Raw genomic sequence first — 26,633 nt, forward strand, 5'->3', positions numbered from 1 at the left:
TCGATGTTAAACGCAGAATTATTTTCAGATGCTGGTTTTTACCGAGAACAAAATGAAGACGCAGGTGGAATTTTTTACAATCAAACGGATCAACAATTGCTTGTCATTTGTGATGGTATGGGTGGTCACCAAGCTGGAGAAGTTGCATCACAATTTGTCGTTGATGCACTTCAAAAGCGTTTTGAGGAAGAAAATTATATTGAACAAGAAAACGCGGAACTATGGTTAAAGCAAACTTTACAATCTATTAATCTTGATTTATTTCTTTTGTCAGAGAGAGAACCAGCTTATCGCGGTATGGGGACAACATGTGTATGTGCGTTAATTTATGACCATCATATTGTTGTTGCGAATATTGGTGATTCAAGAGCATATTTGGTAAATGGTCGTTATTTTGATCAAGTGACAATTGATCATACATTTGTGAATCAACTTGTCATGTTAGGTCAAATTACACGAGAAGAAGCTTTACATCACCCTAGACGTAACATTATTACAAAAGTAATGGGAACAGACCGTCGCGTAAGTCCTGATGTTTTTACAAAACGCATTCACTTTTACCAATATTTGTTACTTAATTCTGACGGTTTAACGGATTATGTCCCTTTACAAGCCATACACGATGTACTCAATGAATCTATGACATTGACTGAGACAGGTGAGGCTCTTATCGCACTTGCGCAATCTTATGAAGCTAAAGATAATACTTCTTTTGTTTTAGCAGAAATTGCAGGTGATCCTGTATGATTGGACGCATTATAGATGAACGTTATGAATTAAAACATATCTTAGGTGGAGGCGGCATGAGCAATGTTTATGTCGCTTGGGACCGTATTTTAAAACGACAAGTTGCTGTAAAAATGATACACGTTCCGCCAAATGAAAAACATGAGACCATTGCACGTTTTGAACGTGAAGTTCAAAATACGACATTATTGTCACATGAAAATATAGTGAGTGTGCTTGATGTTGGTGAAGAAGATGATTGCTTCTTTTTAGTGATGGAGTATATCGAAGGTCCAACACTTTCAGATTATATTAAATCTCATGGTCAATTAGCGCCTGAAAAAGCCATTAAATTTGCTGAACAAATTTTTAAAGGCATTCATCATGCGCATGAAAAAGGGATTGTACATCGAGATATTAAACCACAAAATATCATTATTGATCGTAATCAAACACTTAAGATTGTTGATTTTGGAATTGCAAAAGCATTAAGTGAAACAGCGATGACCCAAACCAATCATGTCGTGGGTACGGTTCAATATTTATCTCCAGAGCAAGCTAAAGGTGAAAAAACGGGTGCACGCTCGGATATTTATTCTTTAGGTATTGTTTTGTATGAAATGCTTATCGGACATCCTCCCTTCAATGGTGAAACACCTGTGAGCATTGCTATTAAGCAAATTCAAGACCCAGTGCCTAATGTATCGGATACACGGCATGATGTGCCACAAGCTTTAAGTAATGTGATATTAAAAGCAACTGAAAAAGACCAATCTAAAAGGTATGGGTCTGTTGCTGAAATGCGCCATGATTTAAGTTCGACGTTATCTGAAGCAAGAGCACATGAAACGTTGTATCAACCTAATGAAAGTGCAACGAAGACCATTACACTCGATAAAAACGCAATTAAAAACGAACCATCTCAACCAAAATCAGTTAAAGAGACAACCCAAATACCTGTAGTAACGACGACACCCCACTCTAAAGCACCAGTGAATGAAGGATATCAAAAACGTTCAAGAGGGAAGAAAATCCTTTTTGGATTGATATTCACTATTTTATTCTTCAGCTTATTTATTTTTGTAGCTGCTGCAATGATGGGTGACAAATATAGTCAGGTGCCTGACCTACGTGGCAAAACAGAGGCTGAAGCTGAGAAAATGCTTAAAGATAATAACCTTAAGGTAGGACGTATTTCACAAGATTATAGCGAGCACTACGCCAAAAACCATGTTATGAAAATACAACCTGACGTCGGTGAGAAAGTTGAACAAGGCACAAAAATTGACCTTGTCATTTCTAAAGGTGAACATATTGAAGACATGCCAAATCTCATTGGACAATCCAAAGCAGATGCACAAAAGACCTTAGAAAAATTGGGCTTTAAAAATGTGCATTTTACAACTGCGTACACGCAACATGACATACCTAAAGGTAATATTGAAGGACAAAGTATTACGCCTGGTCAAAAAGTTTCAGTTTCTAAAGAACGTGTTGAAATTACAGAGTCTCTCGGTAAACGAAAAGTTTATGTTGACGACTACACAAATAAAAAATTCTCTTCGGTGAAAAAAGAACTAGAAAATAAAGGTCTGACAGTACATGTTGAATCAGAACTTCATGATGATACGGTTAAAGAAGGGGATATCATTAATCATTCGCCACGTAAAACTGAGGTGGATGAAGGTAGTACCGTTAACTTTATCGTATCGAAAGGTGATAAATCTAAAGATGATGAATCATCACCTGATAAAACATATTCTGAGTCATTTACGATTCCATATACGGGTAAAAATGATAAACCTCAAAAAGTTGAGATTTTTAAAAAAGACAAAAATAGTAATGGCGCCTCACCAATCCAATCATTCACAATCACAAAAGCTACGACTCAAAGTTTGAGCTTTGTTATCGAAGAGGGTGGCGAAGCGAGTTATATTGTAAAAGTTGATGGTAAAACGGTGAAAGATGAAACAATCGCCTATGATGATATTTGATATCATGATTTCAAAAATGAGATAGTAATAACATGAAAACCTTCAAAATCAACAATGATATTTGGAGGTTTTCATTATTTTAGAGTATTTTAGTGTGTGCGACATTCGGATTAATGTTTCTAATTATAATGAAGAGGATTTATAAAAGAGTAGGATTATTTCTTGTATAATACAACGTTATTTATATACATAATTGAAATGTCCTTAACCCATTGGCTGCCTCTTTTTTATTAGATTATTGAGATTGATTCACGTTATAATGGGGTAGAATGAAAGAAAATGTAATACGGGGGGAAGTAAAGTGGCAAAGCAACTACCAAAAGATCCAGGATTGGATAACACATTTAAAGTTTTAAAAGAGGCATATACATATGTACCGTGCCGCTTAGAAAAATTTAATTCTAAAGCATTTCAAACAACAGGTATGGGCATGAAGCCTATTGCAGTGATTAGTGGGAAAGAGGCTGCAGAGTTATTCTACAATAATGATGTCATGCAACGTGAAAAAACATTGCCTAAACGTGTGGTGAATACTCTGTTTGGTAAAGGTGCCATTCATACGACAAAAGGCAAAGTACACGTGGATCGTAAAGCATTGTTTATGTCTCTAATGACAGAAGAGAATTTAAAGTATTTACGTGAACTTACTCGTAATCATTGGTTTATGCATACAGAACATATGCAAAATCAAAAAGAGGTTAACATTTATAAAGAATCCATCTATGTTCTAACTAAAATTGGTTTTAGATGGGCGGGCATCCATCAAACCGCTGAAGAAGCTGAACAAAATGCAAAAGACATGGATATTATGATCGATTCATTCAAAGGCCTTGGCCAAACTATCGGTGGAGGATATCGTAAAGCTAAAAAAGCACGTGCACGTGTGGAACAATTCTTAGAAAAACAAATCATTGCTGTGCGTAAAGGTAAAATTAATGCTGAACCAGGCACTGCTTTGTATGAATTTGCACATTGGGAAGATTATAAAGGTAACCCTATGGATGCGCGCTTATGTGCGATTGATTTAATGAATGTTGTGCGTCCACTTGCAGCAGTGAACCGATTTGTAAGTTATGCAGTTAAAGCGATGATTGAATATGACCAAGAGCGTATCAAATTACAAGTGTCAGATGATCCTAACTATGCATATAAATTTGCCCAAGAAGTTCGACGTATATTCCCGTTTGTACCATTCTTACCAGGTAAACTCAAGAAAAATATTGAATTTGATGGGTATCGTATTAAAAAAGGAACTTTCACACTGTTAGATGTTTTTGGTACGACACATGATCCAGAACTTTTTGAAAATCCTTACCAATTTAATCCAGACCGTTTCGAAAATTGGGATGGCAGTCCGTTCGATTTAATTCCTCAAGGCGGAGGCGATTTCTATACAAACCATCGTTGTGCAGGTGAATGGATGACTATTATTGTAATGGAAGAAACGATTAAGTATTTTGCGAATAAAATTGATTTTGAAGCCCCTTCACAAGATTTATCTGTGAAATTAGACCAATTCCCAGGTAAAGTGACAAGTGGTACAATTATTCAAAATGTGCGTCCACGCGTACAGCGATAATCTATTATAGCGGCTAGGACTTTGATGTCCGCCGCTTTTTTGTCTTAAAAGCCATCGATGAACGTTGAACGCTTCAATGGGTAGAAATCTTCTTAACAGTATGGTAAATATGTGGCCAAAAGAATAGCAGTTCTTGATTACGCTTTATGGTGCTGATAGCCTATTATAAAATGTTAATTTAACTTAAAATCATCGTAAATGTTATAAATATATGTAAAAAGTTTCTTTCACATGTGCATTCATAAAAACCTTTGCTATAATGAATCTGAAATCATCATTAAACGAGGTGCAAATGTGAAAACAGGACGTATTATAAGATCGATAAGCGGTGTCTACAGAGTTGATGTGGATGGTCAATTATATGATGCAAAACCTAGAGGGCTATTTAGAAAAAAACAAATATCACCAATTGTTGGTGACATTGTTGATATCGATGACGAAACGCATGCATCAGGGTACATTCAGCATATCCACCCACGAGACAATGAGTTAAAACGTCCACCTGTGAGTAATATAGATTTACTCGTAATAGTTATGAGTGCGGTATCGCCTAATTTTTCGACGCAGTTACTTGATCGTTTTTTAGTGATTGGTCACTCTTATGGGTTAAAGCCTCGTATTGTGGTGACAAAAAAGGATTTAGCTTCTGATGATGAGGTGCGGTCGGTTAATGAGATATTAGAAGTATATAAAAAAATAGGTTATGCGACACAATTTATCGGTAAAACAGATAAAGCAGAGGATATTTTTAATGAATGGGAACCAGGACTTGCTGTTTTAAGTGGACAGTCAGGTGTAGGGAAATCTACGCTATTAAATAAATATCAGCCTACATTCAATATTGAAACTAATGAAATATCAACATCATTGAATCGCGGGAAACATACGACAAGACATGTGGAGTTATACCCCCGTCATAATGGATTTATTGCAGATACACCAGGTTTTAGTGCTTTGGACTTTGATCATATCGACAAGGACACTTTGAGAGATAATTTTATCGAAATTAGTCAATACGGTGCATCATGCAAATTTAGAGACTGTTATCATACGAATGAGCCTAAGTGTCATGTTAAAAAAATGGTAGAAGAAGGTGAAATTGAACCTTTTAGATATCAACATTACGTACAATTACTCAATGAAATTTCAAATCGAAAGGTGAAATACTAATGACTAAAATTTTTCCTTCTTTATTATCAGCTGATTTTATGAATCTTGAAACAGAAATTGAAAAACTAACTGAAGCCGGTGTAGATGGCTTACATTTTGATGTAATGGATGGTCAATTTGTGCCAAACATCTCAATTGGGTTTCCAATTTTAGAGGCGTTACGGGCAAAAACAACATTACCTATAGATGTGCATTTAATGATTGCCAATCCTGAACAATATATAGATACATTTTGCGATAAAGGTGCAGATAAAGTTTCAGTGCATCTAGAAGCGACACCGCATATTCATAGAGCGGTACAAAAAATTAAAGCACATGGTAAAGAAGCCGGTGTAGTGATTAACCCAGGTACACCTGTATCGCAACTCCATAGTATCTTACACGATGTTGATTTTGTTTTAGTGATGTCTGTGAATCCGGGATTTGGCGGTCAAACATTTATTCCACAAGCTGTAGACAAAATTAAAATGCTCGATGCGTTTAGAACAGAACACCAACTCAATTTTAAAATTGAAGTGGATGGCGGTGTCAATGATCAAACTGCTCAATCCGTTATTGAGGCCGGTGCAGACTGGCTTGTAGCAGGTTCTTACTTTTTTAAGTTTGATGCGTACGATGTAGCTCTAAAACATTTAAAATGTGAGGGATAATTGATGAAAAAACGTGTTCATTTGTTATGTAGTCAACGTAATATACCAAATCGCTTATTACAAAAAAAGGTTAATGAAGATTGGATAGGCGTAGACCGCGGCACACTCGAATTACTACAATCAAAGATACAACCGATATATGCGGTAGGTGATTTTGATTCAGTTACAATTGAGGAAAAGCAGTGGATAGAAGCACGTATGAACATTGAAACCATGCCAAAAGAAAAGGATGTCACTGATCTCGCGTATGCTGTTCAAAAAGCATTAGAGATGGGATACAAAAAAATTAAAATTTATGGGGCGACAGGTGGTCGATTAGATCATTTTATGGGTGCCATGCAATTATTAAAACATGCAGATTTTAAAGATAAAAAAATACAACTCATCGATCAACGTAATGTCATTGAATTATTAACGCCAGGCACATACACAAAACGTGTGAAACGTCGGTACCCATACATTTCATTTATTCCAGCCACTGATTATGCGACCTTATCATTAAAAGGTTTCAAATACGAGCTTGATAATAAACATTTAGAACAAGGTGCAACGTTAACCATTTCAAATGAATTTAAAGACAACGATGCAGAAATCCTTCTACACGAAGGTATGCTGTATCAAATTCGAAGTAAAGACTAAAAAAATCCCGTGTCTTCCACATAAAGACACGGGATTTACTATATCAAAAATTTCTCAATTGAGAGACGTGCTACTGATAATTACACGCGAGTAACTTTACCAGATTTTAAAGCACGAGCTGAAACCCAAACTTTTTTAGGTTTACCATCAACTAAAATTCTAACTTTTTGTAAGTTAGCATTCCAACGACGTTTAGTTGAGTTTAATGCGTGTGAACGGTGGTTACCCGTTGACGCTTTACGGCCTGTTACGAAACATTGTTTACCCATCATCGTACCTCCTTTAAGAAATACAAATACACTTTGCTACTACATACTAAGGTAATATACCATATTCAAATTTTTAAAGCAATAAAAAATAGATGATATATTAGAAAATACTTTGTGCATGACGTACTTTCTGATATAATCTTAAATTGTGATTAAATATTTGCATGTTTACAAAATCTTTAAATAAGGTAGTTCCTTATGGAAAGGTTTAAATAAATTTAGTAAGATAGATATAAATATGTAAATCGATACTAATGGGAAAGTATGTTAGTGAGGCATAAGTGCATTATTTTTAATGTACGTCAACAAAAATGAATGGGTATATAAGGTGTTATGTTTTCTAACTTCCGATAAACGAATTTGAGATCAAACATCTAAGGTCATCCAAGTTATTTCTTGTAACTCCATATATACAAGTGTTGAATAAGGAGGCGTTATTTATGTCATTAGAAATTACAAATGATTACGGCAGCATAGATATTTCAAACGAGGTAATTGCATCAGTAGTAGGTGGCAAAGCAGTGGAATGCTATGGCATCGTTGGAATGGCTTCACGTCAACAAGTTCGTGATGGGTTAGCAGAAATTTTAGGTCATGAGAACTACGCGAAAGGTATTGTAGTTAAAGAAGACAACGGTATTTTGGATGTAGATATGTATATTATAGTCAGCTACGGTGTGAAAATTTCTGAAGTAGCGCAAAATGTACAAGCTACCGTGAAGTATACACTTGAACATACACTAAAATTAAAAGTGAATTCAGTAAATATTTTTGTACAGGGCGTGCGTTTTAATAACGACGGTAATGACAAATAGGAGGACATTCGGATGGTTACGAAAATCAACGGTGATTTATTTGCCGAAATGATTATACAGGGAGCACAAAATTTATCTAATAATGCGGATATGGTAGATGCATTGAATGTATATCCAGTTCCAGACGGGGATACAGGAACGAATATGAATCTTTCAATGACGTCAGGTAGAGAAGAAGTTCAAAACAATCCAACGCACCATATCGGGGAATTAGGTAAGACATTTTCTAAAGGTTTATTGATGGGCGCACGTGGTAATTCAGGTGTTATTCTGTCACAAATTTTTAGAGGATTTTCTAAAGCATTAGAAAATGAAAAAGAAATTGATGCGCAAGGCTTTGTTAAAAGTTTCGAAGCCGGTGTTAACACAGCATATAAAGCAGTCATGAAACCTGTTGAAGGTACTATTTTAACAGTGGCTAAAGATGCTGCGCACGCTGCGACAGAAAAATCAAATGATACAGATAACTGTTTAGAAATTATGGAACATGTCTATGAAGCAGCGTTAAAGTCACTTGAAAATACGCCAAATCTACTCCCGGTTTTAAAAGAAGTTGGCGTTGTTGATAGTGGGGGTAAAGGCTTAACACTTGTTTATGAAGGTTTCTTGATGGCCATGAAAGGCGAAAAAATTGAAAAGAAAGCACCTAGCGTTGATAAAGAAGCATTTTTTAATGATGAACATGACTTCCATGGTGTCATTAATACCGAGGATATCGTTTACGGTTATTGTACTGAAATGATGGTGCGCTTTTTACCAGGAAAAGCAAAATTTGATGAAACTACATTTAGAGATGACATGAGTCAGTTCGGTGATTCTTTACTTGTGATTAGTGACGATGAAATTGTTAAAGTCCACGTTCATACTGAAACACCAGGTGAGGTATTCACGTTCGGTCAAAAGTATGGTGAATTAATTAAAGTTAAAGCTGAAAATATGCGTGAACAACATCGTGAAGTTTTACGTAAAGAAGCTGCTAAAGCTAATGATGCCGAGGCAGAGTCAAATGAACCAGTTGAAACAGCTATTATTACAATTTCAATGGGCGATGGCATTACAAAACTATTCAAATCGATGGGTGCCACGCATGTGATTAGTGGCGGACAAACTATGAATCCTTCTACTGAAGACATTGTGAAAGTTATTGAACAAAGTGGTTGTAAACGTGCAATTATTTTACCTAATAACAAAAATATTCAAATGGCAAGTCAACAAGCTGCTGAAATTGTTGATGTTGAAGCAGTGGTTGTACCTACAAAAACCATTCCACAAGGTATTACGGCGATGTTCAATTACGACAGTACGGTTGATTTAAAACAAAATCAAGACGTAATGACGTCAGCATTAGAAGATGTGAAGTCTGGGTCGATTACGTATGCGGTACGTGATACTAAAATTGACGGTATTACTATCGAAAAAGATGCGTTTATGGGCTTAGTTGAAGATAAGATTGTTGTAAGTGATAAGGATGTTCACGTGACGTTACAGAAAACATTAGACAAAATGTTAGATGAAGATAGCGAAATTTTAACGATTATCGTTGGTGAAGAAGCAACTGAAGCACAAACAGAATGGATTGAATCCTATATGGAGTCGAACTATGAAGATGTGGAAGTTGAAATTCAACAAGGTCAACAACCAATCTATCCTTATTTTTTCTCAGTTGAATAAATTTTTTAAAGTCACAGGATATGGGTATAAACCATTAACCTGTGATTTTTTTGGAATAATATATGCGCATTTGTAATCAATATCACAATATTTCAATACATGAAAATGCTTGTTATAATGTGAATGTCTTGCATTAATTTGCAACTAGGGGGAATGAAATGATGAAATATAAAAGTGTTTTTGACATTATAGGTCCTACGATGGTTGGCCCATCGTCTTCTCATACAGCTGGTGCTGTGCGTATAGGTCTCGTTGCAAGAGATTTATTTGGCAAGCAACCACAGCAAGCAGATATTTATTTATATGGTTCATTTATGGAAACATATCGTGGACACGGTACCGATGTTGCACTTGTTGGTGGACTTTTAGGTTATGATACGGACGATAGTCGTATCGAAAGCAGTCTTGAAACAGCAAAAGCAGAAGGTATGCGTATCAATTTCATTGAAATGGCGGAAGAGCGGGCACACCCGAATACAGCGATTATTGATATGATTGATGGTGACCATCATATATCGGTTGAAGGTGTCTCTATTGGTGGCGGTAAAATTGAAATTGTTGCCATTAACGGTTTTAAATTAGCAATAAGTGGCAATTATCCAACATTACTCGTTTTTCATCAGGATACATTTGGTACGATTGGTAAAGTGGCAAATATCATTGGTGATCATAGTATCAACGTTGGTAGTATGCAAGTGGCACGTAAAGAAAAAGGTGACCAAGCACTGATGACATGTGAACTTGATGAAGATATAAGTGAAGCAATTTTAAATGAAATTCGTCAAGTACCTGGTGTAGTAACAGTCTCCTTAATGGGTGATGCGTAAATGATGGAGGGGATAGCATGTTTAAAAATGTTAAAGAACTAATCGCTAAATGTGAAGCTGAAGATAAAGCGATTTATGAAGTGATGATGGAGCAAGAAATGGCCGTTACGGGTTTAACAAAAGAAGAAGTCTATGCTCATATGAATAAAAACTTAGAAACGATGGAAAATGCTGTTGAAGAAGGTATCAATGGTGTCACTTCAAAAACAGGCTTAACTGGCGGTGACGCAGTATTAATGAAACAGTACATTGAAAGCGGTCGTTCTATCGCTGGAGATACGTTACTTGATGCAGTTAGTAAAGCGGTTGCGACAAATGAAGTCAATGCAGCGATGGGGAAAATATGTGCGACACCAACAGCCGGATCAGCTGGTGTAGTGCCAGGGGTGTTATTTGCATTAAAGGATAAATTACAACTTTCACGTACAGATATGTTAAACTTTTTATTAACATCAGGGGCGTTTGGATTTGTAGTAGCCAACAATGCGTCGATTTCTGGTGCTGCTGGCGGTTGTCAAGCTGAAGTGGGTTCTGCAGCAGCGATGGCAGCTGCCGCAGTAGTTGAAGCTGCGGGCGGTACACCAAGACAATCTGCAGAAGGTTTTGCGATTTGCATGAAAAATATGCTGGGCTTAGTATGTGACCCAGTCGCAGGATTGGTTGAAGTTCCATGTGTTAAACGAAATGCTGCTGGTGCTTCCAATGCTATCGTTTCAGCTGATATGGCGTTAGCCGGTATTGAATCACGTATTCCAACGGATGAAGTCATAGATGCGATGTATCGTATTGGGCAAACGATGCCGTCTGCATTACGTGAAACAGGACGTGGTGGCCTTGCAGGTACGCCTACAGGTCAACGCCTCAAACAACAAATCTTTGGTGATTAATATGACAAAAGTAAACCTCATTGAAAATCCTTATGAGTTAAAGGACATCAAAGGGTTGGGGCCGAAACGGCTTCAAATTCTTAATGAAATGAATATATGGAGTATACAAGACTTAATACTTCATTTGCCAACGCGTTATGAAGATAATTCACTTGTTGATTTAAATGACGCTGATAATGAATCTACAGTGACAGTACAAGGTGAGGTCTATTCCTCGCCAACTGTCGCTTTTTTTGGACGTAATAAATCTAAACTAACAGTACATGTCATGATTAATGGCATTGCAGTGAAAGTTGTGTTTTTTAATCAACCTTATCTTAAGAAGAACATTCAACTACATCAACCTGTCGTGATTAAAGGCAAATGGCTCAAACATAAACAAGAGATTAACGGCACTAAAATGATGTTTGACCTATCTCAAGTAGAAGCAGCACAATTCACTCCTATTTATCGCGTGAAAGAAGGATTCAAACAAAAACCGCTTAACGACATGATTCAGAAAACCTTAAAAGACGTGACGATTCATGAGTGGCTACCTAGCGATTTACGCAAAAAATATAAATTAGAAACATTAAATGATACTATAAATGCTTTGCATCAAGCTAAAGATAAGCAATCATTGCTAAAAGCACGCCGGACATTTGCATTTACTGAATTTTTTATGTTTGAATTACGTATGCAATGGTTAAATCGGCTTGAAAAAACGTCAGATCAAGCGGTAGAAGTCGATTATAATCTGGATGATGTTAAACGATTTATCGACGGATTGCCATTTGAATTAACAGAAGGTCAAAAAACAAGTGTCAATGAAATTTTTAGAGACTTAAAAGCGCCTATTCGCATGCATCGATTACTGCAAGGAGATGTAGGATCTGGTAAAACAGTCGTTGCCGCAATATGTATGTATGCGTTAAAAACAGCTGGCTATCAATCTGCATTGATGGTACCTACAGAAATACTGGCCGAACAACATGCAGAAAGTTTAGCGCAATTGTTTGGTGACAAAATGAACGTTGCATTATTAACAGGTTCCGTTAAAGGTAAAAAGAGACGATTATTACTTGAACAATTGGCACAAGGTGAGATTGATTGCGTTATTGGAACGCATGCACTCATACAAGATGACGTTGCCTTTCATAATGTTGGACTTGTCATTACAGATGAGCAACATCGGTTTGGTGTTGAACAACGACAAAAGTTACGTGAGAAAGGAGCATTAAGCAATGTGCTCTTTATGACGGCTACACCGATACCAAGAACGTTGGCGATCTCCGTTTTTGGCGAAATGGACGTATCATCTATCAAACATTTACCAAAAGGACGTAAACCCATTCAAACATATTGGGCTAAACATGAAGCCTATGAACAAGTTTTAAGTCAACTTAACAATGAATTGAAAAAAGGACGTCAAGCCTACGTTATCTCACCACTTATTGAAAGTTCTGAGCATCTTGAAGATGTACAAAATGCGATTGCACTCTATGACGATTTAAAAATACAATTGCCTGAAGCGCGAATTGGAATCTTACACGGTAAGATGACTTCAGATGAAAAAGATCAGGTCATGCATCAATTTAGTGCGCATGATATAGATGTACTTGTTGCAACAACTGTTGTAGAAGTAGGAGTAAACGTTCCAAATGCAACTTTTATGATGATATACGATGCTGATAGATTTGGCCTGTCGACATTGCATCAATTACGAGGACGTGTCGGTCGAAGTGAACATCAAAGTTACTGTGTATTGATAGCCTCACCCAAAACTGAGACAGGTATTGAACGTATGCAAATTATGACACAAACGACGGATGGATTCGAATTGAGTGAGCGAGATCTAGAGATGCGTGGTCCGGGAGACTTTTTTGGAGTGAAACAAAGTGGACTTCCAGATTTTCTAGTTGGCAACATCGTTGAGGATTATAGAATGCTTGAAGTGGCAAGAGACGAAGCGGCAGAATTGATTCAAAGCGGTGTGTTTTTTACATCGCAATTTGATAAATTACGTTCGTTTATAGAAGATAATATGTTACATCAACGCTTTGATTAAATGTAACATTCTGAGCATTAAGACGTGAGAAACCGTACTTAATGCTTTTTTACTATTATCCATAGTTTCCTTTAACAAATGGTCTAAAACAATGGTGATTAAAAGCCTATATTTTCATAATGCATAAGTTATCGAACCGTTAAGGTGTAAAGATATACTGTAAAATTACTGTATTAAATTATTTTGAAGTTCTCTAGATGCATGGTAGAATGGTATTGAGTTCATTAAGACTTGGTACTAAATAGGGGTGGCATAAACATGAAAAGAACGAAAAATGAACGACGGGAAATGATTCAAAAAACAATAGAACAAAACCCCTTTATTACTGATCAAGCATTGAGTGACATGTATGAAGTGAGTATTCAAACCATTCGTCTCGATAGAAGTCAGCTCAACATCCCTGAACTAAGAGAACGTGTTAAACGTGTTGCTAAAGATCAGTATGAAAATATTAGTTCATTAGAGAATCAAGATATTATAGGTGATGTTGTCGCACTCGAAGCAAATCAATATGCCAAGTCAGTATATACGATTACGAAACATGATGTTTTTACGCGCAATCGTGTTGCGAGAGGTCACGTGGTCTTTGCGCAAGCGAATTCTCTTTGTGTGGCATTGATTCAACATGAATCTGTACTGACAAAAGAGAGTCACATTCACTTTGTAAAACCTGTTTATTTAGGTGATGTTGTGATTGCTGAAGCACACGTTGAATATCATGATGATAAATATTATGAAATGACTGTACGCTCGTACGTTCATAATACAAAAGTTTTTGAAGGAATTTTTAAAATGTATTACATAAGTGAGGATGAATAACATGATTAAAATTGCTGTAGATATGATGGGTGGAGACGATGCACCTGATATCGTGTTAGAAGCAGTTGAAAAAGCAGTGAATGACTTTGATGATTTAGAGATTTTATTATTTGGTGATCAAGCACAATGTACGATAAATCATCCACGTGTACATGTGCGTCATACAACAGAAGCTATTTCAATGGAAGATGAGCCCGTTCGAGCGATTAAACGAAAAAAAGATAGTTCTATGGTAAAAATGGCTGAAGCTGTTAAAAATGGAGAAGCAACAGCATGTGTATCTGCTGGTAATACAGGCGCATTGATGTCTGCTGGATTATTTATTGTTGGACGTTTACCTGGCGTATCAAGACCTGCTTTAGTCGTTACGTTACCAACTGTAAAAGGTAATGGTGTAGTCTTCTTAGATGTTGGTGCAAATGCCGATGCAAAAGCAGAACACTTATATCAAAATGCAATCTTAGGTCATATTTATGCGCAAAATGTGCGTAATATTGAACAACCACGTGTCGCTTTACTTAACATTGGTACAGAAGCTCAAAAAGGAAATAGCTTAACGAAACAGGCATACGCATTATTAAAAGATTCTGATACGCTTCATTTTGTAGGGAACATTGAAGCTAAATCTATCTTGGAAGATGATGCAGATGTGATTGTTACAGATGGTTACACTGGTAATATGATTCTGAAAAATTTAGAAGGTATTGCGAAGTCATTTGGCAAAATTATTAAAGGGACATTAATGTCTAAATTTAAAAATAAAATCGCACTTCTTATTATGAAAAAAGATATTAAAGCCATCGCAAAACAACTTGATTATTCAGAGTATGGTGGTTCTGTACTATTAGGTTTAGATGGTGTTGTTGTAAAAGCACATGGTAGTTCTAACGCAAAAGCGTTCTACTCTGCAATTAGACAAGCTAAAATTGCAAGTGACACCAAAATTGTGGACATTATGCGTGAAAAGGTAGGAGAAAAAGATGAGTAAAACGGTATTTATGTTTCCAGGTCAAGGTGCGCAAAAAGTAGGTATGGCTGCAGATTTATATCAAGCAGATCCACGTGCGACACAGATCTTAGATCAAGCACAAGCAAGTGTCGATTTTGATTTACTCCAAACAATGTTTAAAGATGAACATGGTGTGTTAGGTCAAACTGAAAATACACAGCCCGCACTACTTACGCATAGTATGGCATTATATGAAGCCATGGGACGCCCGCAAGCAGATTTCACCATTGGTCATAGTTTAGGCGAGTACTCAAGCCTTGTTATGAGTGGCGTATTAAAATTTGAGGATGCTGTAAAAATTGTACGTCGTCGTGGTGAATTAATGGCTAAAGCGTTTCCAGATGGTGTTGGAAGTATGGCCGCTGTACTCGGGCTTTCTTACGATGAAGTGAAAGCCATTTGTAATGATCTTTCTACAGAGGAAGCCATTGTTGAACCGGCAAATATTAATTGCCCAGGTCAGATTGTTGTGTCTGGGCATAAATCAAAAATTGATGAATTCGTCGAAAATGGTAAAGCATTAGGCGCAAAACGCGTGATGCCGCTTCAAGTTTCAGGACCTTTTCATTCATCAATGATGAAAGTAATTGAAAAAGATTTCGAAGCCTATACGTCAACATTTGAATGGTCAGATGCAACGGTTCCTGTCGTTCAAAATGTGCATGCGCAAGGTGAACAAAATGCTGAGACAATTCATCAACATATGATTGAACAGCTGTACTCACCGGTTCAATTTATCGAATCTGTGGAATGGTTGATTGCACAAGGTGCAGATCACTTCGTAGAAATCGGACCGGGTAAAGTTTTATCTGGTTTAGTTAAAAAAATAAACAGAGATATCAAATTAACTTCGATTCAAACGCTCGAAGATGTAAAGGAATGGTTAAAACATGACTAAAGTAGCATTAGTAACAGGCGCGTCAAGAGGTATCGGACGCAGTATCGCATTACAATTAGCTGAAGAAGGATTTAACGTTGCAGTTAACTATGCAGGCAACAAAGAAAAAGCAGAACAAGTCGTAGAGAGCATTAAAGAAAAGGGTGTTGAAGCATTTGCTATTCAAGCGAATGTTGCGAACCCTGATGAAGTTAAAGCAATGATTAAAGAAGTCGTTAGCCAATTTGGTTCAGTCGATGTTTTAGTCAATAATGCAGGAATTACGCGTGACAACCTATTAATGCGTATGAAAGAACAAGAATGGGATGATGTTATTGATACAAACTTAAAAGGTGTGTTTAACTGTATTCAAAAAGTGACACCTCAAATGTTACGCCAAAAAGGTGGACGTATCATTAACTTAACAAGTATCGTCGGTGCAGTAGGTAACCCAGGTCAAATTAATTACGTTGCTTCAAAGGCGGGTGTGATTGGTATGACGAAAACTGCAGCACGTGAACTTGCTTCACGCCATATTACAGTGAATGCTGTTGCACCAGGATTCATCGTTTCTGACATGACAAATGCTTTGAACGATGACTTAAAAGAAGGTATGAAATCACAAATTCCTTTAGGTCATTTCGGTGAAGATACAGATATCGCTCATACTGTTGCCTTTTTAGCATCTGATAAAGCGAAATACATTACAGGCCAAACTATCCATGTGAATGGTGGTATGCACATGGAGTAATTGAGGTTCACTTAAGTTCCGCATCATGTATTTAAGTTTTACGAGAACATTCAATGCATGATGCGCTATGCAACCTCACAGTGATTAACGTACAATCATTCAAAAAAATGAATGCTGAAACCCTCGTAGGTATCATCACTTTTAAATTGATGAAACATCGTTAAAATACAGTAGTTTTTGCATGAGAATGGTTGTATTTATGGAGATAAAATGGCAAAATAAAAAAGTCTAGTATTTCTTGAATTTGTGATACCGTCACGTTATGTGACACACAATTCGATGAAGTACATCGACTTTTTAAAGGAGGTGAAACACTGTGGAAAACTTCGATAAAGTAAAAGATATCATCGTTGACCGTTTAGGCGTTGATGCTGACAAGGTAACTGAAGATGCTTCATTCAAAGATGATTTAGGCGCAGATTCACTTGACATTGCGGAATTAGTAATGGAATTAGAAGATGAATTCGGTACAGAGATTCCTGATGAAGAAGCTGAAAAAATCAACACAGTTGGTGACGCTGTGAATTACATTAATACACTTGAAAAATAATTCTTTTCATCTGAGTCGTGTTCTCGACTCAGATTTTTTACTAATCATTTATAAGACAATCCAACTACATCAAATCTTTAGTAGAAATGTGAATTAAATGGAGGAAACTGAATGGCGAAATTACGAAAACAAACGCTGATTAAAGCTTTTGAACATAACTTTAAATTAAAAATGAAAGAACTTGATTTACCCTTTCGTAATTTAGATATATATCAACAAGCTTTTTCACATTCGAGTTTTATTAATGACTTCAATATGGAACGCTTAAGTCATAATGAACGTTTGGAATTTTTAGGAGACGCAGTATTAGAATTGACGGTATCACGCTTTTTATATGAGAAATACCCTGATGTTCCTGAGGGTGACCTAACAAAAATGCGTGCAACAATCGTGTGTGAACCATCACTTGTAATATTTGCGAATAAAATTAATCTGAATCAACTCATTCTGTTAGGAAAAGGTGAAGAGAAAACAGGTGGGCGTACGCGACCTTCATTAATTGCAGATGCGTTTGAAGCCTTTGTAGGCGCACTTTATTTAGATCAAGGTCTTGAAGTTGTTGAACGCTTTGCGAATGCCATTATTTTCCCATATGTTGAAGATAATGCATTGAGTGGGGTTGTTGACTTTAAAACACAACTTCAAGAAATGGCACATCAAACGTTGCGAAGTTCAGTATCCTATCGCATGATCAAAGAAGATGGTCCTGCGCATCATCGTCAATTTACGTCAGAAGTACTTTTAGATAATGAAGCTGTGGCGTCTGGTGTGGGGCGTACGAAAAAAGAATCTGAACAAAAAGCAGCAGAAAAAGCGTTACTACAACTGTCAAATAAGGAGTAACATATGGTTTATTTAAAATCTATTGATGTCGTTGGCTTTAAATCTTTTGCAGAACCAACACAAGTTCAATTCGATAAAGGTGTTACTGCAATTGTAGGGCCAAATGGTAGTGGTAAAAGTAATATTACAGATGCAATTAAATGGGTACTCGGTGAACAATCAGCGAAATCTCTACGTGGTAGTAAAATGGAAGATGTCATTTTTTCGGGTGCTAAACATCGTAATGCACAAAATTTTGCAGAAGTTCAATTAAGTTTAGATAATCAAAAAGGTTTACTCAATTATGATGCAGAGCATGTTGTGGTAACGCGCCGTTTATATCGCAGTGGCGAAAGTGCGTTTTTCATTAATAATGAACGTCAAAGATTAAAAGATGTCGTGGAGTTATTTTTAGACTCTGGTCTAGGAAAAGAAGCATTAAGCATCATTTCACAAGGACGTGTAGATGAAGTATTAAATGCAAAGCCAATTGATCGTCGTCAAATTATTGAAGAATCTGCTGGGGTATTAAAATATAAAAGACGGAAAGCAGCTTCCGAAGAGAAATTGGGACAAACTGAAGATAATTTAAATCGGGTAGAAGATATTTTATATGATCTTGAAGGGCGTGTAGAACCTTTAAAAGAAGAAGCAGCAATCGCAAAAGAATATCTTCAATTATCGGAGACATTAAAAGAAAGTGATATAAAAGTCACAGTGTCCGATATTCAGTCTTATCAATCTCAAATTCGTACCCACGACCAAGCATTAAATGACCTACAAAGTGAACAAGCGTCCATTCAATCGAAAAAGTCAGACGTATCAAGAACGATTCAAAAGACGAAAGGTGAACGTCACCAAATAGATCAAAAACTTGAAACGTTAAATCATCACTTAATTCAAGTTACTGAAAATGTAGAAAAAGTTACAGGTCAATATAAATTGATTGAGGAACGTCAAAAAAATCAATCTCAAACGAATGCACGTATTGAAGAAGAACAAGACAGTTTAAATCATCATCAAAAACAACTGCTTGCACAACGTGATGAAGTGGATAAAACAATAGCGCAATTAAAACAACAAAAACAAACACTTGCTACTGAGATTCATGAACTTGAAGTCGCATTTGAAAAAAGTGATGAAAATCATGAAGAAACGTTAGAAGCTTTAAAAGATGACTATTATGCTTGTATGTCTAAACAATCAGAAGTCAATAATGATATTCGTTTTTTAGAGCGTACGATAGAAGAACATAAATTAAAACAATCACGTTTAGATTCGAGATTAACTGAAGCTTATAAACAATTAAAAGAAGCACAACAACATATTTCTGAAATAGACATTCAAAAGCGCGAAAAAGAAACGCAACTTGAAGCGGTGGCAAAACAAAATAAAGCGCTTGAAGCTCAATTATCAGAAATAAAGGCTGAGCATAAAGCGTCTGAGGATAAATTATATCAAGCCTATCGATACACGGATCAATTAAAATCACGTATAGAAGGTTTACGCATGCGTGATAATGAAATGGCTTTTTATTATCAAGGTGTCAAAGCGATATTAAATGCCACCCATCTTGAAGGTATTCATGGCGCGGTGGCACAAAATATTGATGTACCTTCAAATATGACTGTTGCAATTGAAACGGCTTTAGGTGCTACAATGCAACACGTTATTGTGGATGATGAGAAAGTGGCACGTAGCGCGATTCAATTTTTAAAACAAAAGCAAGCCGGCCGTGCAACATTTTTACCATTATCTGTCATTAAACCTAAACACATTGAACCGTCATTAATTAAAGAAGCATCTTCTTTGGAAGGGTTTATAACGGTTGCAAGTGACGCAGTGAAAACGGATAAACAATATCAAAACGTTATTCAAAATTTATTAGGACGCACTATTATTGCTGATACCATTGCACATGCCAATGCGATAGCGAAAGCAATACATTACAAAATACGAATTGTGACATTAGAAGGTGATGTCGTTAACCCAGGTGGATCTATGACTGGTGGGGGTACACAACAAAAGCAATCTATTTTAAGTCAAAAGCAAGACATTCAACGTCTTGAATCACAGTTAGAGACCTATACTACGCAAACTCAAGAACTTGAGACACGTTGCCAAAATTATAAGAAGCAACAAAATGAATTGAGCGATGCATATGTTAAGGTGCAACAGCAACACAATCATTTAAAACATGCGATTCATGATTTATCTTTAGAACAAGACCGTCATCAAGAAATTGAACAACGTCTTAAAGCAGAACATGAAGAATTTGAATTCGAAATGAATGATGGTTATCAAAGAGATAATAGTGAAGCTACACTTCAATCAAAACAAAATGAACACGCGGCGTTAGCTTCAAAACTTGAAGCACTCAACACTCAAATTCAAGCTTTATCCAACCAATCGAAAGAAGATAAGGAAAAACAATCGACGTTACAACAGACGCTGCATCAAAAGCAATCAGACTTAGCGGTGATTAAAGAGCGCTTAAAAGCCCAACTTGGAGAACAAAAAAGATTAGATCAAGAAAATGAAACAGTGACTGCACAACTACAAAAACTCCAAGAACAATATGAACTTATCAATTCTGAAGATGGTAACGATGATGCGACATTGTCAGCGTTAGAGGAAAAAATTAACGCTTTTCAAAATGAGAAGCAATCGTTAAATGAGCAACAAGATCAGTTACGTCAACAACGTTTAGAGACGGAACATTTAATTGAATCAAATGAAAAAGCGTTAGAAGATATTCATCAACAATTGTTAAATATTGAAAATCAATATCAAGATATTAAATCAGCACAATCAAGGTTAGACGTTTTGATTGATCATGCATTAACACACTTAGATGAAAAATATCATATGACGTTCCAATATGTAGAAACGCATTATGCATCTAAAGAGGAAGAGATTTCTGCATTGCGCCAAAAGGTAAAACTCACTCAAATGACGATAGACGAATTAGGACCGGTCAATTTAAATGCGATTGAACAATTTGAAGAAGTTAATGAACGGTATACGTTTTTATCTACGCAACAGAAAGATTTGAGAGAAGCCAAAACGACGCTCGAACAGATTATTGCAGAAATGGATGCAGAAGTGACAGAACGTTTCAGTACAACATTTCATGCGGTTCAAAAACATTTTTCAGACGTGTTTAAAGCTTTATTTGGTGGCGGTGAAGCTACATTAAGTTTAACTGATGATGATTATTTAACTGCAGGGGTAGAAATAAAGGTACAACCACCTGGAAAAAAATTACAACATCTTTCATTATTAAGTGGTGGTGAACGTGCGTTAAGTGCAATCGCCTTACTTTTCGCAATTTTAAAGGTGAGATCTGCGCCATTTGTTATACTGGATGAAGTGGAAGCGGCATTAGATGAAGCCAATGTCGTACGTTATGCGCAATTTTTAAGGGATTTATCACATGAAACGCAGTTTATTGTCATTACGCACCGTAAAGGAACGATGGAAAAGTGTGACCGACTATATGGTGTGACAATGCAAGAATTAGGTGTTTCAAGACTGGTAAGTGTCAATTTAAATACAATTGATGATGTCATGAAGGAGGAACAAAGCTAAATGAGCTTTTTTAAACGACTCAAAGACAAATTTAGTGGACAAGATATTGAAAAAGATTTTGGGAAAATGGATGATTTTGAATCCGAGCGTAAAAATGAAGGACACGAGGAAGTAGAATGGCGTGATGAGAATCAAGATTTCGAACGTCAAGTGGAAACGCGTCCGAGTCAAACCGAAAATACGCACATGCAAACACATCCTACGCAATCTGAAATTTCAAACCTAAATGAACCATCGCCCAAAAAGAAAAAGTTAAAAGCAAACGAAATTGATTGGAAAGATCAAAGTTGGGATGATGATTTCGAAGATGATGGACTGATGTCTATTGAGGAATTTGAAGAACTTGAAGCTCAAAAAATAGGAGCCAAGTTCCGTGATGGATTAGAGAAATCACGTGAAAATTTCCAAACGCAATTGAACAATTTAATTGCACATTATCGTACCGTAGATGAAGACTTTTTTGAGGCATTAGAAGAAATGCTTATTCAGGCAGACGTTGGTTTCAATACGGTAATGGAACTCGTTGATGAGTTGCGTATGGAAGCCAAACGTCGCAATGTGACAGAGACTGAAGATTTACGTGAAACAATCGTTGAAAAAATGGTAGAAATCTATCATCAAGAAGACGATAAATCTGAAGAAATGAATTTAGAAGATGAACGTTTAAATGTAATTTTAATGGTGGGCGTTAATGGTGTAGGGAAAACAACGACGATTGGTAAACTTGCACACCGTTACCAAGCACAAGGTAAAAAAGTCATGCTTGCTGCTGGCGATACATTCCGTGCTGGAGCTATTGAGCAACTTCAAGTATGGGGAGACCGTGTAGGCGTTGAAGTGATTCGTCAAAAAGAAGGATCTGATCCTGCAGCAGTCATGTATGATGCCATTAATGCGGCTAAAAATAAAGGTGTAGATATTTTAATTTGTGATACAGCAGGTCGTTTACAAAATAAACAAAACTTAATGAATGAGCTTCAGAAAGTGAAACGTGTGATAGGACGCTCGATTCCTGAAGCACCACATGAAGTTTTATTATGCTTAGATGCGACTACAGGTCAAAATGCCTTAGCGCAAGCCAAAGCGTTTAAAGAAGTCACAGACGTCACAGGTATCGTATTAACAAAACTAGACGGAACAGCTAAAGGTGGCATTGTGCTTGCGATTCGAAACGAGTTACACATTCCGGTAAAATATGTTGGTCTAGGTGAGAAGTTAGATGATTTACAACCATTCAACGCGGAAAGTTATGTATATGGCCTGTTTGCTGATATGATTGAAGAAAGTGTAACGACAGATGAAAATGGTGACGTAACGGATGAGCGACAATGATTTAATTAAAACAATTCGTATGAATTACTTATTTGATTTTTATCAATCCTTGCTAACTGAAAAACAGCGCAATTATTTACGCTTATTTTATTTAGAAGATTATGCATTAAGTGAAATCGCAGAAACGTTTGATGTGAGTCGTCAAGCCGTTTATGATAATATAAGAAGAACTGGCGACTTAGTAGAAGATTATGAAACGAAACTAGGGTTATATCGACGTTTCACACGCCGTCAAGAACTCTATCAATTAATGAAACAATCTCTTGAACAACCTGAAACATTAAAGCATTATATTAAAGAATTAGAAGACTTAGAATAAGGAGGGTCACTTTATGGCGTTTGAAGGGTTATCCGATCGACTGCAAGAGACGATGCAGAAAATAAAAGGTAAAGGTAAAGTGACAGAAGCGGACATCAAGTTAATGATGCGAGAAGTACGACTTGCATTACTTGAAGCCGATGTTAACTTCAAAGTAGTTAAAAGCTTCGTCAATACTGTATCTGAACGTGCACTTGGTTCTGACGTAATGAAATCATTAACACCAGGACAACAAGTGATTAAAATCGTTCAAGAAGAATTGACAATATTAATGGGTGGCGATAATAGTCGTATTAATATGGCTAAAAAACCTCCAACTGTGATTATGATGGTTGGTTTACAAGGTGCAGGTAAAACAACAACTGCGGGTAAGCTTGCACTACTTATGCGTAAAAAATACAATAAAAAACCGTTACTTGTTGCGGGTGATATTTACCGTCCAGCTGCGATTAATCAATTACAAACTGTAGGTAAACAAATTGACATTCCAGTATATTCTGAAGGTGATCAAGTACCGCCACAACAAATTGTTGAAAATGCATTAAAGCATGCCAAAGAGGAACATCTTGATTTTGTCATTATCGATACTGCAGGTCGTTTACACATTGATGAAGCATTAATGAATGAGCTTCAAGAAGTGAAAGAAATTTCTAAACCTGACGAAATTATGTTAGTCGTTGATGCGATGACAGGTCAAGATGCTGTCAATGTCGCAGATTCTTTTGACAAGCAGCTCGATGTCACAGGGGTGACACTTACAAAACTTGATGGGGATACACGTGGTGGGGCTGCACTTTCAATTCGTGCTGTCACACAAAAACCAATTAAGTTTGTAGGTATGAGTGAGAAGATGGATGGTCTGGAACTTTTCCATCCAGAACGTATGGCATCGCGTATCCTAGGTATGGGAGACGTATTAAGCCTGATTGAAAAAGCACAACAAGACGTTGATGAGTCTAAAGCAAAAGATTTAGAAAAGAAAATGCGCGATTCATCATTTACGTTGGAAGATTTCTTAGAACAACTAGATCAAGTGAAAAACTTAGGACCTTTAGATGATATTATGAAAATGATACCTGGCATGAATAAAATGAAAGGTATCAACAATTTAAAAATGAGCGATAAACAAATTGATCACATTAAAGCAATCATTCAATCCATGACACCTGCAGAGCGTGAAAATCCCGCGAAACTCAATATCTCACGCAAACGTCGTATCGCTGCAGGATCAGGGCGTTCATTACAAGAAGTCAACCGCTTATTGAAACAATTTAATGATATGAAAAAGATGATGAAACAATTTACTGGCGGTGCTAAAGGTAAAAAAGGTAAACAAAGTCAAATGCAAAATATGCTAAAAGGTATGAATTTGCCATTTTAGGATGTATAAGGAGTAGTGCTACGGAGAGAGGCCGTAGTGCTATTTCTTTTTATGTCGCTATACGTCGAAAACCATTTGGGCTCGATGAAAAGCATTATGATATCTATCGGTGTAACAAATTTTTTAATTGGTAAAGTATTTTCTCTTTACAAAGTCTCGAAAGCCTGTTATTATAATTTCTTGTAGATAACAAAACTATTGAAAATTTAAAGGAGCGTATTATAAATGGCAGTTAAAATTCGTTTAACACGTTTAGGTTCAAAAAGAAATCCATTCTACCGTATCGTAGTTGCAGATGCTCGTTCACCACGTGATGGTCGTATCATCGAGCAAATCGGTACTTACAACCCAGCAGCAGTGAATGCACCTGAGGTTACAATTAATGAAGAATTAGCACTTAAATGGTTAAAAGACGGTGCTAAACCAACTGATACAGTTCACAACATTCTTTCACGTGAAGGTATCTTAAAAACGTTTGACGAACAAAAGAAAGCAAAATAATTCTAAAGTTCATGAACGTAGGTGAGACGGCGAAATCAAATTGAAGTGTTTGATTTTACGTCTCACTTTTTTTATACATTATTTTGAATGAGGAGGCCCAATCGATGAAAGTAGAAGTGGGTAAAATCGTTAATACTCATGGCATCAAAGGGGAAGTCAAAATTCAATCTAATTCAGATTTTACAGATGTACGTTTTCAGCCAGGTGAAATGCTTGAAGTAAACGATAAAGGTCGAACGGTGTCACTCACTGTTAAAACACATCGTATGCATAAAGGATTGCATATGCTCACATTTGAAGGCTTTAATAATATTAATGATATAGAACATTTAAAAGGACAATCATTGTATCAAGAGCGCGATCATGAAGAAATCGAATTAGCAGAACACGAATATTACTACTCAGACATTATTGGTTGCACAGTGTTTGATGGTGCGCGTCCAATAGGTCGTGTCACTGAAATTTTTGAAACGGGTGCCAATGATGTTTGGGTTGTAAAAGGTGATAAAGAACATTTAATCCCTTATATTGCTGATGTTGTAAAAGACATAGATATTGATTCTAAACGTATTGTCATTACACCAATGGAAGGATTGTTAAATGAATGAGAATTGATTATTTAACATTATTTCCGGAAATGTTTGAAGGCGTGTTAAATGCTTCAATTTTAAAGCGTGCACGTGAAAAACAAATATTACAAACACGTACCATAAATTTTAGGGATTATGCGAATAATAAACATAACCAAGTAGATGATTACCCATATGGCGGTGGTCAAGGGATGGTATTAAAACCTGAACCCATCTTTAATGCGATGCGTGATTTAGATACAACTGAGCATACACGTGTGATTTTGATGACGCCACAAGGCCGACGTTTTGATCAACAACAAGCAGAATCACTCGCAAAAGCCGACCACCTCGTATTTATCTGTGGGCATTACGAAGGATATGATGAACGTATTAGAGAGACACTTGTTACGGATGAGTTTTCAGTTGGTGACTTTGTCCTTACAGGTGGAGAATTACCTGCAATGGTAATGACAGACGCTATCGTTCGTCTCATACCAGAGGTGTTAGGAAATCAAGTGTCACATGAAGATGATTCATTCTCAAGTGGATTATTAGAATATCCACAATATACACGTCCTAGAACATTTGAAGGCCATGATGTACCGGATGTATTACTTTCAGGCAATCATGCCCATATTGAAAAATGGCGTCGAGAACAGTCTTTAATACGAACATTAGAAAAGAGACCGGACTTACTCGAAAAATATCCATTAACGAAAGAAGATAAGAAAATTGTAGAATCACACAAAAGAACATTGAAAATGTAATAAAACTTTGCTACAATATTCTGAGTGTGAAATGCACAAAAATCACTATGATCCGCTGCTATATGATG

General features: G+C 36.5%; 25 protein-coding genes. 24 read left to right on the top strand and 1 reads right to left on the bottom strand.

The features are described from left to right. The first annotated feature begins 3 nt into the window (after positions 1–3). The 6 genes from GJE18_RS04280 (at position 4) to GJE18_RS04305 (ending at position 6,758) form a co-directional block, all read left to right on the top strand. Complete coding sequence (locus tag GJE18_RS04280; protein WP_103346142.1) at positions 4–747, top strand: Stp1/IreP family PP2C-type Ser/Thr phosphatase; 744 nt, start codon at positions 4–6, stop codon at positions 745–747. Beyond that, positions 744–2,720, top strand: coding sequence for a Stk1 family PASTA domain-containing Ser/Thr kinase (pknB, locus tag GJE18_RS04285; protein ID WP_165886086.1), 1,977 nt, complete (start codon positions 744–746; stop codon positions 2,718–2,720). Before GJE18_RS04280 ends, pknB begins: the two co-directional genes overlap by 4 nt. Positions 2,721–3,021: 301 nt before the next feature. Continuing rightward, the gene (locus GJE18_RS04290; RefSeq protein ID WP_107368508.1) at positions 3,022–4,299 is read left to right on the top strand and encodes a cytochrome P450; all 1,278 of its coding nucleotides are present in this window, start codon (positions 3,022–3,024) and stop codon (positions 4,297–4,299) included. Positions 4,300–4,593: 294 nt separating this feature from the next. Beyond that, complete coding sequence (rsgA, locus tag GJE18_RS04295; protein WP_060550880.1) at positions 4,594–5,469, top strand: ribosome small subunit-dependent GTPase A; 876 nt, start codon at positions 4,594–4,596, stop codon at positions 5,467–5,469. After that, positions 5,469–6,119, top strand: coding sequence for a ribulose-phosphate 3-epimerase (gene rpe, locus GJE18_RS04300; protein WP_060550881.1), 651 nt, complete (start codon positions 5,469–5,471; stop codon positions 6,117–6,119). Before rsgA ends, rpe begins: the two co-directional genes overlap by 1 nt. 3 nt (positions 6,120–6,122) lie before the next feature. Beyond that, positions 6,123–6,758 carry a thiamine diphosphokinase gene (locus tag GJE18_RS04305; protein WP_060550882.1) on the top strand — a complete coding sequence of 212 codons (636 nt, stop codon included), beginning with the start codon at positions 6,123–6,125 and terminating at the stop codon, positions 6,756–6,758. A gap of 80 nt (positions 6,759–6,838) precedes the next feature. Here GJE18_RS04305 and rpmB read toward each other — a convergent pair whose 3' ends face one another. Then, positions 6,839–7,027: a 50S ribosomal protein L28 gene (rpmB, locus tag GJE18_RS04310; RefSeq protein ID WP_037564748.1), complete on the bottom strand. Its 189-nt coding sequence runs from the start codon at positions 7,025–7,027 to the stop codon at positions 6,839–6,841. Positions 7,028–7,467: 440 nt separating this feature from the next. Here rpmB and GJE18_RS04315 point away from each other — a divergent pair, with 440 nt between their 5' ends. From GJE18_RS04315 to trmD, 18 genes are all read left to right on the top strand, one after another. Then, positions 7,468–7,842, top strand: coding sequence for an Asp23/Gls24 family envelope stress response protein (locus tag GJE18_RS04315; protein ID WP_037564745.1), 375 nt, complete (start codon positions 7,468–7,470; stop codon positions 7,840–7,842). A gap of 12 nt (positions 7,843–7,854) precedes the next feature. Further along, entirely contained in the window at positions 7,855–9,513 is a 1,659-nt protein-coding gene (fakA, locus tag GJE18_RS04320) for a fatty acid kinase catalytic subunit FakA (RefSeq protein ID WP_107368507.1), read from the top strand. 161 nt (positions 9,514–9,674) lie between these two features. Further along, the gene (gene sdaAB, locus GJE18_RS04325; RefSeq protein ID WP_060552470.1) at positions 9,675–10,340 is read left to right on the top strand and encodes an L-serine ammonia-lyase, iron-sulfur-dependent subunit beta; all 666 of its coding nucleotides are present in this window, start codon (positions 9,675–9,677) and stop codon (positions 10,338–10,340) included. A 17-nt stretch (positions 10,341–10,357) separates the two neighbouring features. Beyond that, positions 10,358–11,227, top strand: coding sequence for an L-serine ammonia-lyase, iron-sulfur-dependent, subunit alpha (gene sdaAA, locus GJE18_RS04330; protein ID WP_085622305.1), 870 nt, complete (start codon positions 10,358–10,360; stop codon positions 11,225–11,227). Position 11,228: 1 nt separating this feature from the next. Next, the gene (recG, locus tag GJE18_RS04335) at positions 11,229–13,274 is read left to right on the top strand and encodes an ATP-dependent DNA helicase RecG (protein WP_060550884.1); all 2,046 of its coding nucleotides are present in this window, start codon (positions 11,229–11,231) and stop codon (positions 13,272–13,274) included. Positions 13,275–13,532: 258 nt separating this feature from the next. Further along, positions 13,533–14,093 (top strand): transcription factor FapR, encoded by a 561-nt coding sequence (gene fapR, locus GJE18_RS04340; protein ID WP_060550885.1) that lies wholly within the window; start codon positions 13,533–13,535, stop codon positions 14,091–14,093. A gap of 1 nt (position 14,094) precedes the next feature. Then, the gene (gene plsX / locus GJE18_RS04345; protein ID WP_103346149.1) at positions 14,095–15,081 is read left to right on the top strand and encodes a phosphate acyltransferase PlsX; all 987 of its coding nucleotides are present in this window, start codon (positions 14,095–14,097) and stop codon (positions 15,079–15,081) included. Beyond that, positions 15,074–16,000 carry an ACP S-malonyltransferase gene (gene fabD / locus GJE18_RS04350; protein WP_103346150.1) on the top strand — a complete coding sequence of 309 codons (927 nt, stop codon included), beginning with the start codon at positions 15,074–15,076 and terminating at the stop codon, positions 15,998–16,000. Before plsX ends, fabD begins: the two co-directional genes overlap by 8 nt. Further along, entirely contained in the window at positions 15,993–16,730 is a 738-nt protein-coding gene (fabG, locus tag GJE18_RS04355) for a 3-oxoacyl-[acyl-carrier-protein] reductase (protein WP_060550888.1), read from the top strand. The genes fabD and fabG overlap by 8 nt, the downstream gene beginning before the upstream one ends. Before the next feature lie 316 nt (positions 16,731–17,046). Continuing rightward, on the top strand, positions 17,047–17,280 hold the full coding sequence (locus GJE18_RS04360) for an acyl carrier protein (protein ID WP_019165520.1): 234 nt from the start codon (positions 17,047–17,049) through the stop codon (positions 17,278–17,280). Positions 17,281–17,391: 111 nt separating this feature from the next. Then, a complete protein-coding gene (rnc, locus tag GJE18_RS04365) occupies positions 17,392–18,123 on the top strand; it encodes a ribonuclease III (protein WP_060550889.1) in 732 nt (243 codons plus the stop codon). A gap of 3 nt (positions 18,124–18,126) precedes the next feature. Then, positions 18,127–21,693 (top strand): chromosome segregation protein SMC, encoded by a 3,567-nt coding sequence (smc, locus tag GJE18_RS04370; RefSeq protein WP_165886087.1) that lies wholly within the window; start codon positions 18,127–18,129, stop codon positions 21,691–21,693. Further along, entirely contained in the window at positions 21,694–23,025 is a 1,332-nt protein-coding gene (gene ftsY / locus GJE18_RS04375; protein ID WP_060550891.1) for a signal recognition particle-docking protein FtsY, read from the top strand. Further along, on the top strand, positions 23,012–23,344 hold the full coding sequence (locus GJE18_RS04380; protein WP_037564722.1) for a putative DNA-binding protein: 333 nt from the start codon (positions 23,012–23,014) through the stop codon (positions 23,342–23,344). The genes ftsY and GJE18_RS04380 overlap by 14 nt, the downstream gene beginning before the upstream one ends. 13 nt (positions 23,345–23,357) lie before the next feature. Continuing rightward, positions 23,358–24,725: a signal recognition particle protein gene (ffh, locus tag GJE18_RS04385; protein ID WP_060550892.1), complete on the top strand. Its 1,368-nt coding sequence runs from the start codon at positions 23,358–23,360 to the stop codon at positions 24,723–24,725. Between the two features lie 225 nt (positions 24,726–24,950). Then, positions 24,951–25,226: a 30S ribosomal protein S16 gene (gene rpsP / locus GJE18_RS04390; protein ID WP_037564718.1), complete on the top strand. Its 276-nt coding sequence runs from the start codon at positions 24,951–24,953 to the stop codon at positions 25,224–25,226. A 104-nt stretch (positions 25,227–25,330) separates the two neighbouring features. Then, positions 25,331–25,834, top strand: coding sequence for a ribosome maturation factor RimM (rimM, locus tag GJE18_RS04395; protein WP_103346154.1), 504 nt, complete (start codon positions 25,331–25,333; stop codon positions 25,832–25,834). Then, positions 25,831–26,565: a tRNA (guanosine(37)-N1)-methyltransferase TrmD gene (gene trmD, locus GJE18_RS04400; RefSeq protein ID WP_060550894.1), complete on the top strand. Its 735-nt coding sequence runs from the start codon at positions 25,831–25,833 to the stop codon at positions 26,563–26,565. Before rimM ends, trmD begins: the two co-directional genes overlap by 4 nt. The last annotated feature ends 68 nt before the right edge of the window (positions 26,566–26,633 follow it).

This window comes from Staphylococcus agnetis (assembly GCF_011466855.1).
Classification (GTDB): Bacteria; Bacillota; Bacilli; order Staphylococcales; family Staphylococcaceae; genus Staphylococcus; species Staphylococcus agnetis.

Excerpts from the sequence above, each read along its gene's own strand:
- GJE18_RS04315 (WP_037564745.1), top strand. The coding sequence starts at position 7,468 with ATGTCATTAGAAATTACAAATGATTACGGCAGCATAGATATTTCAAAC.
- plsX (WP_103346149.1), top strand. The coding sequence starts at position 14,095 with ATGATTAAAATTGCTGTAGATATGATGGGTGGAGACGATGCACCTGAT.
- rpsP (WP_037564718.1), top strand. The coding sequence starts at position 24,951 with ATGGCAGTTAAAATTCGTTTAACACGTTTAGGTTCAAAAAGAAATCCA.
- fakA (WP_107368507.1), top strand. The coding sequence starts at position 7,855 with ATGGTTACGAAAATCAACGGTGATTTATTTGCCGAAATGATTATACAG.
- ffh (WP_060550892.1), top strand. The coding sequence starts at position 23,358 with ATGGCGTTTGAAGGGTTATCCGATCGACTGCAAGAGACGATGCAGAAA.
- GJE18_RS04380 (WP_037564722.1), top strand. The coding sequence starts at position 23,012 with ATGAGCGACAATGATTTAATTAAAACAATTCGTATGAATTACTTATTT.
- fabD (WP_103346150.1), top strand. The coding sequence starts at position 15,074 with ATGAGTAAAACGGTATTTATGTTTCCAGGTCAAGGTGCGCAAAAAGTA.
- rnc (WP_060550889.1), top strand. The coding sequence starts at position 17,392 with ATGGCGAAATTACGAAAACAAACGCTGATTAAAGCTTTTGAACATAAC.
- GJE18_RS04305 (WP_060550882.1), top strand. The coding sequence starts at position 6,123 with ATGAAAAAACGTGTTCATTTGTTATGTAGTCAACGTAATATACCAAAT.
- rimM (WP_103346154.1), top strand. The coding sequence starts at position 25,331 with ATGAAAGTAGAAGTGGGTAAAATCGTTAATACTCATGGCATCAAAGGG.
- recG (WP_060550884.1), top strand. The coding sequence starts at position 11,229 with ATGACAAAAGTAAACCTCATTGAAAATCCTTATGAGTTAAAGGACATC.
- GJE18_RS04280 (WP_103346142.1), top strand. The coding sequence starts at position 4 with ATGTTAAACGCAGAATTATTTTCAGATGCTGGTTTTTACCGAGAACAA.
- fapR (WP_060550885.1), top strand. The coding sequence starts at position 13,533 with ATGAAAAGAACGAAAAATGAACGACGGGAAATGATTCAAAAAACAATA.
- smc (WP_165886087.1), top strand. The coding sequence starts at position 18,127 with ATGGTTTATTTAAAATCTATTGATGTCGTTGGCTTTAAATCTTTTGCA.
- ftsY (WP_060550891.1), top strand. The coding sequence starts at position 21,694 with ATGAGCTTTTTTAAACGACTCAAAGACAAATTTAGTGGACAAGATATT.
- sdaAA (WP_085622305.1), top strand. The coding sequence starts at position 10,358 with ATGTTTAAAAATGTTAAAGAACTAATCGCTAAATGTGAAGCTGAAGAT.
- pknB (WP_165886086.1), top strand. The coding sequence starts at position 744 with ATGATTGGACGCATTATAGATGAACGTTATGAATTAAAACATATCTTA.
- trmD (WP_060550894.1), top strand. The coding sequence starts at position 25,831 with ATGAGAATTGATTATTTAACATTATTTCCGGAAATGTTTGAAGGCGTG.
- fabG (WP_060550888.1), top strand. The coding sequence starts at position 15,993 with ATGACTAAAGTAGCATTAGTAACAGGCGCGTCAAGAGGTATCGGACGC.
- sdaAB (WP_060552470.1), top strand. The coding sequence starts at position 9,675 with ATGAAATATAAAAGTGTTTTTGACATTATAGGTCCTACGATGGTTGGC.
- rpmB (WP_037564748.1), bottom strand. The coding sequence starts at position 7,027 with ATGGGTAAACAATGTTTCGTAACAGGCCGTAAAGCGTCAACGGGTAAC.
- rpe (WP_060550881.1), top strand. The coding sequence starts at position 5,469 with ATGACTAAAATTTTTCCTTCTTTATTATCAGCTGATTTTATGAATCTT.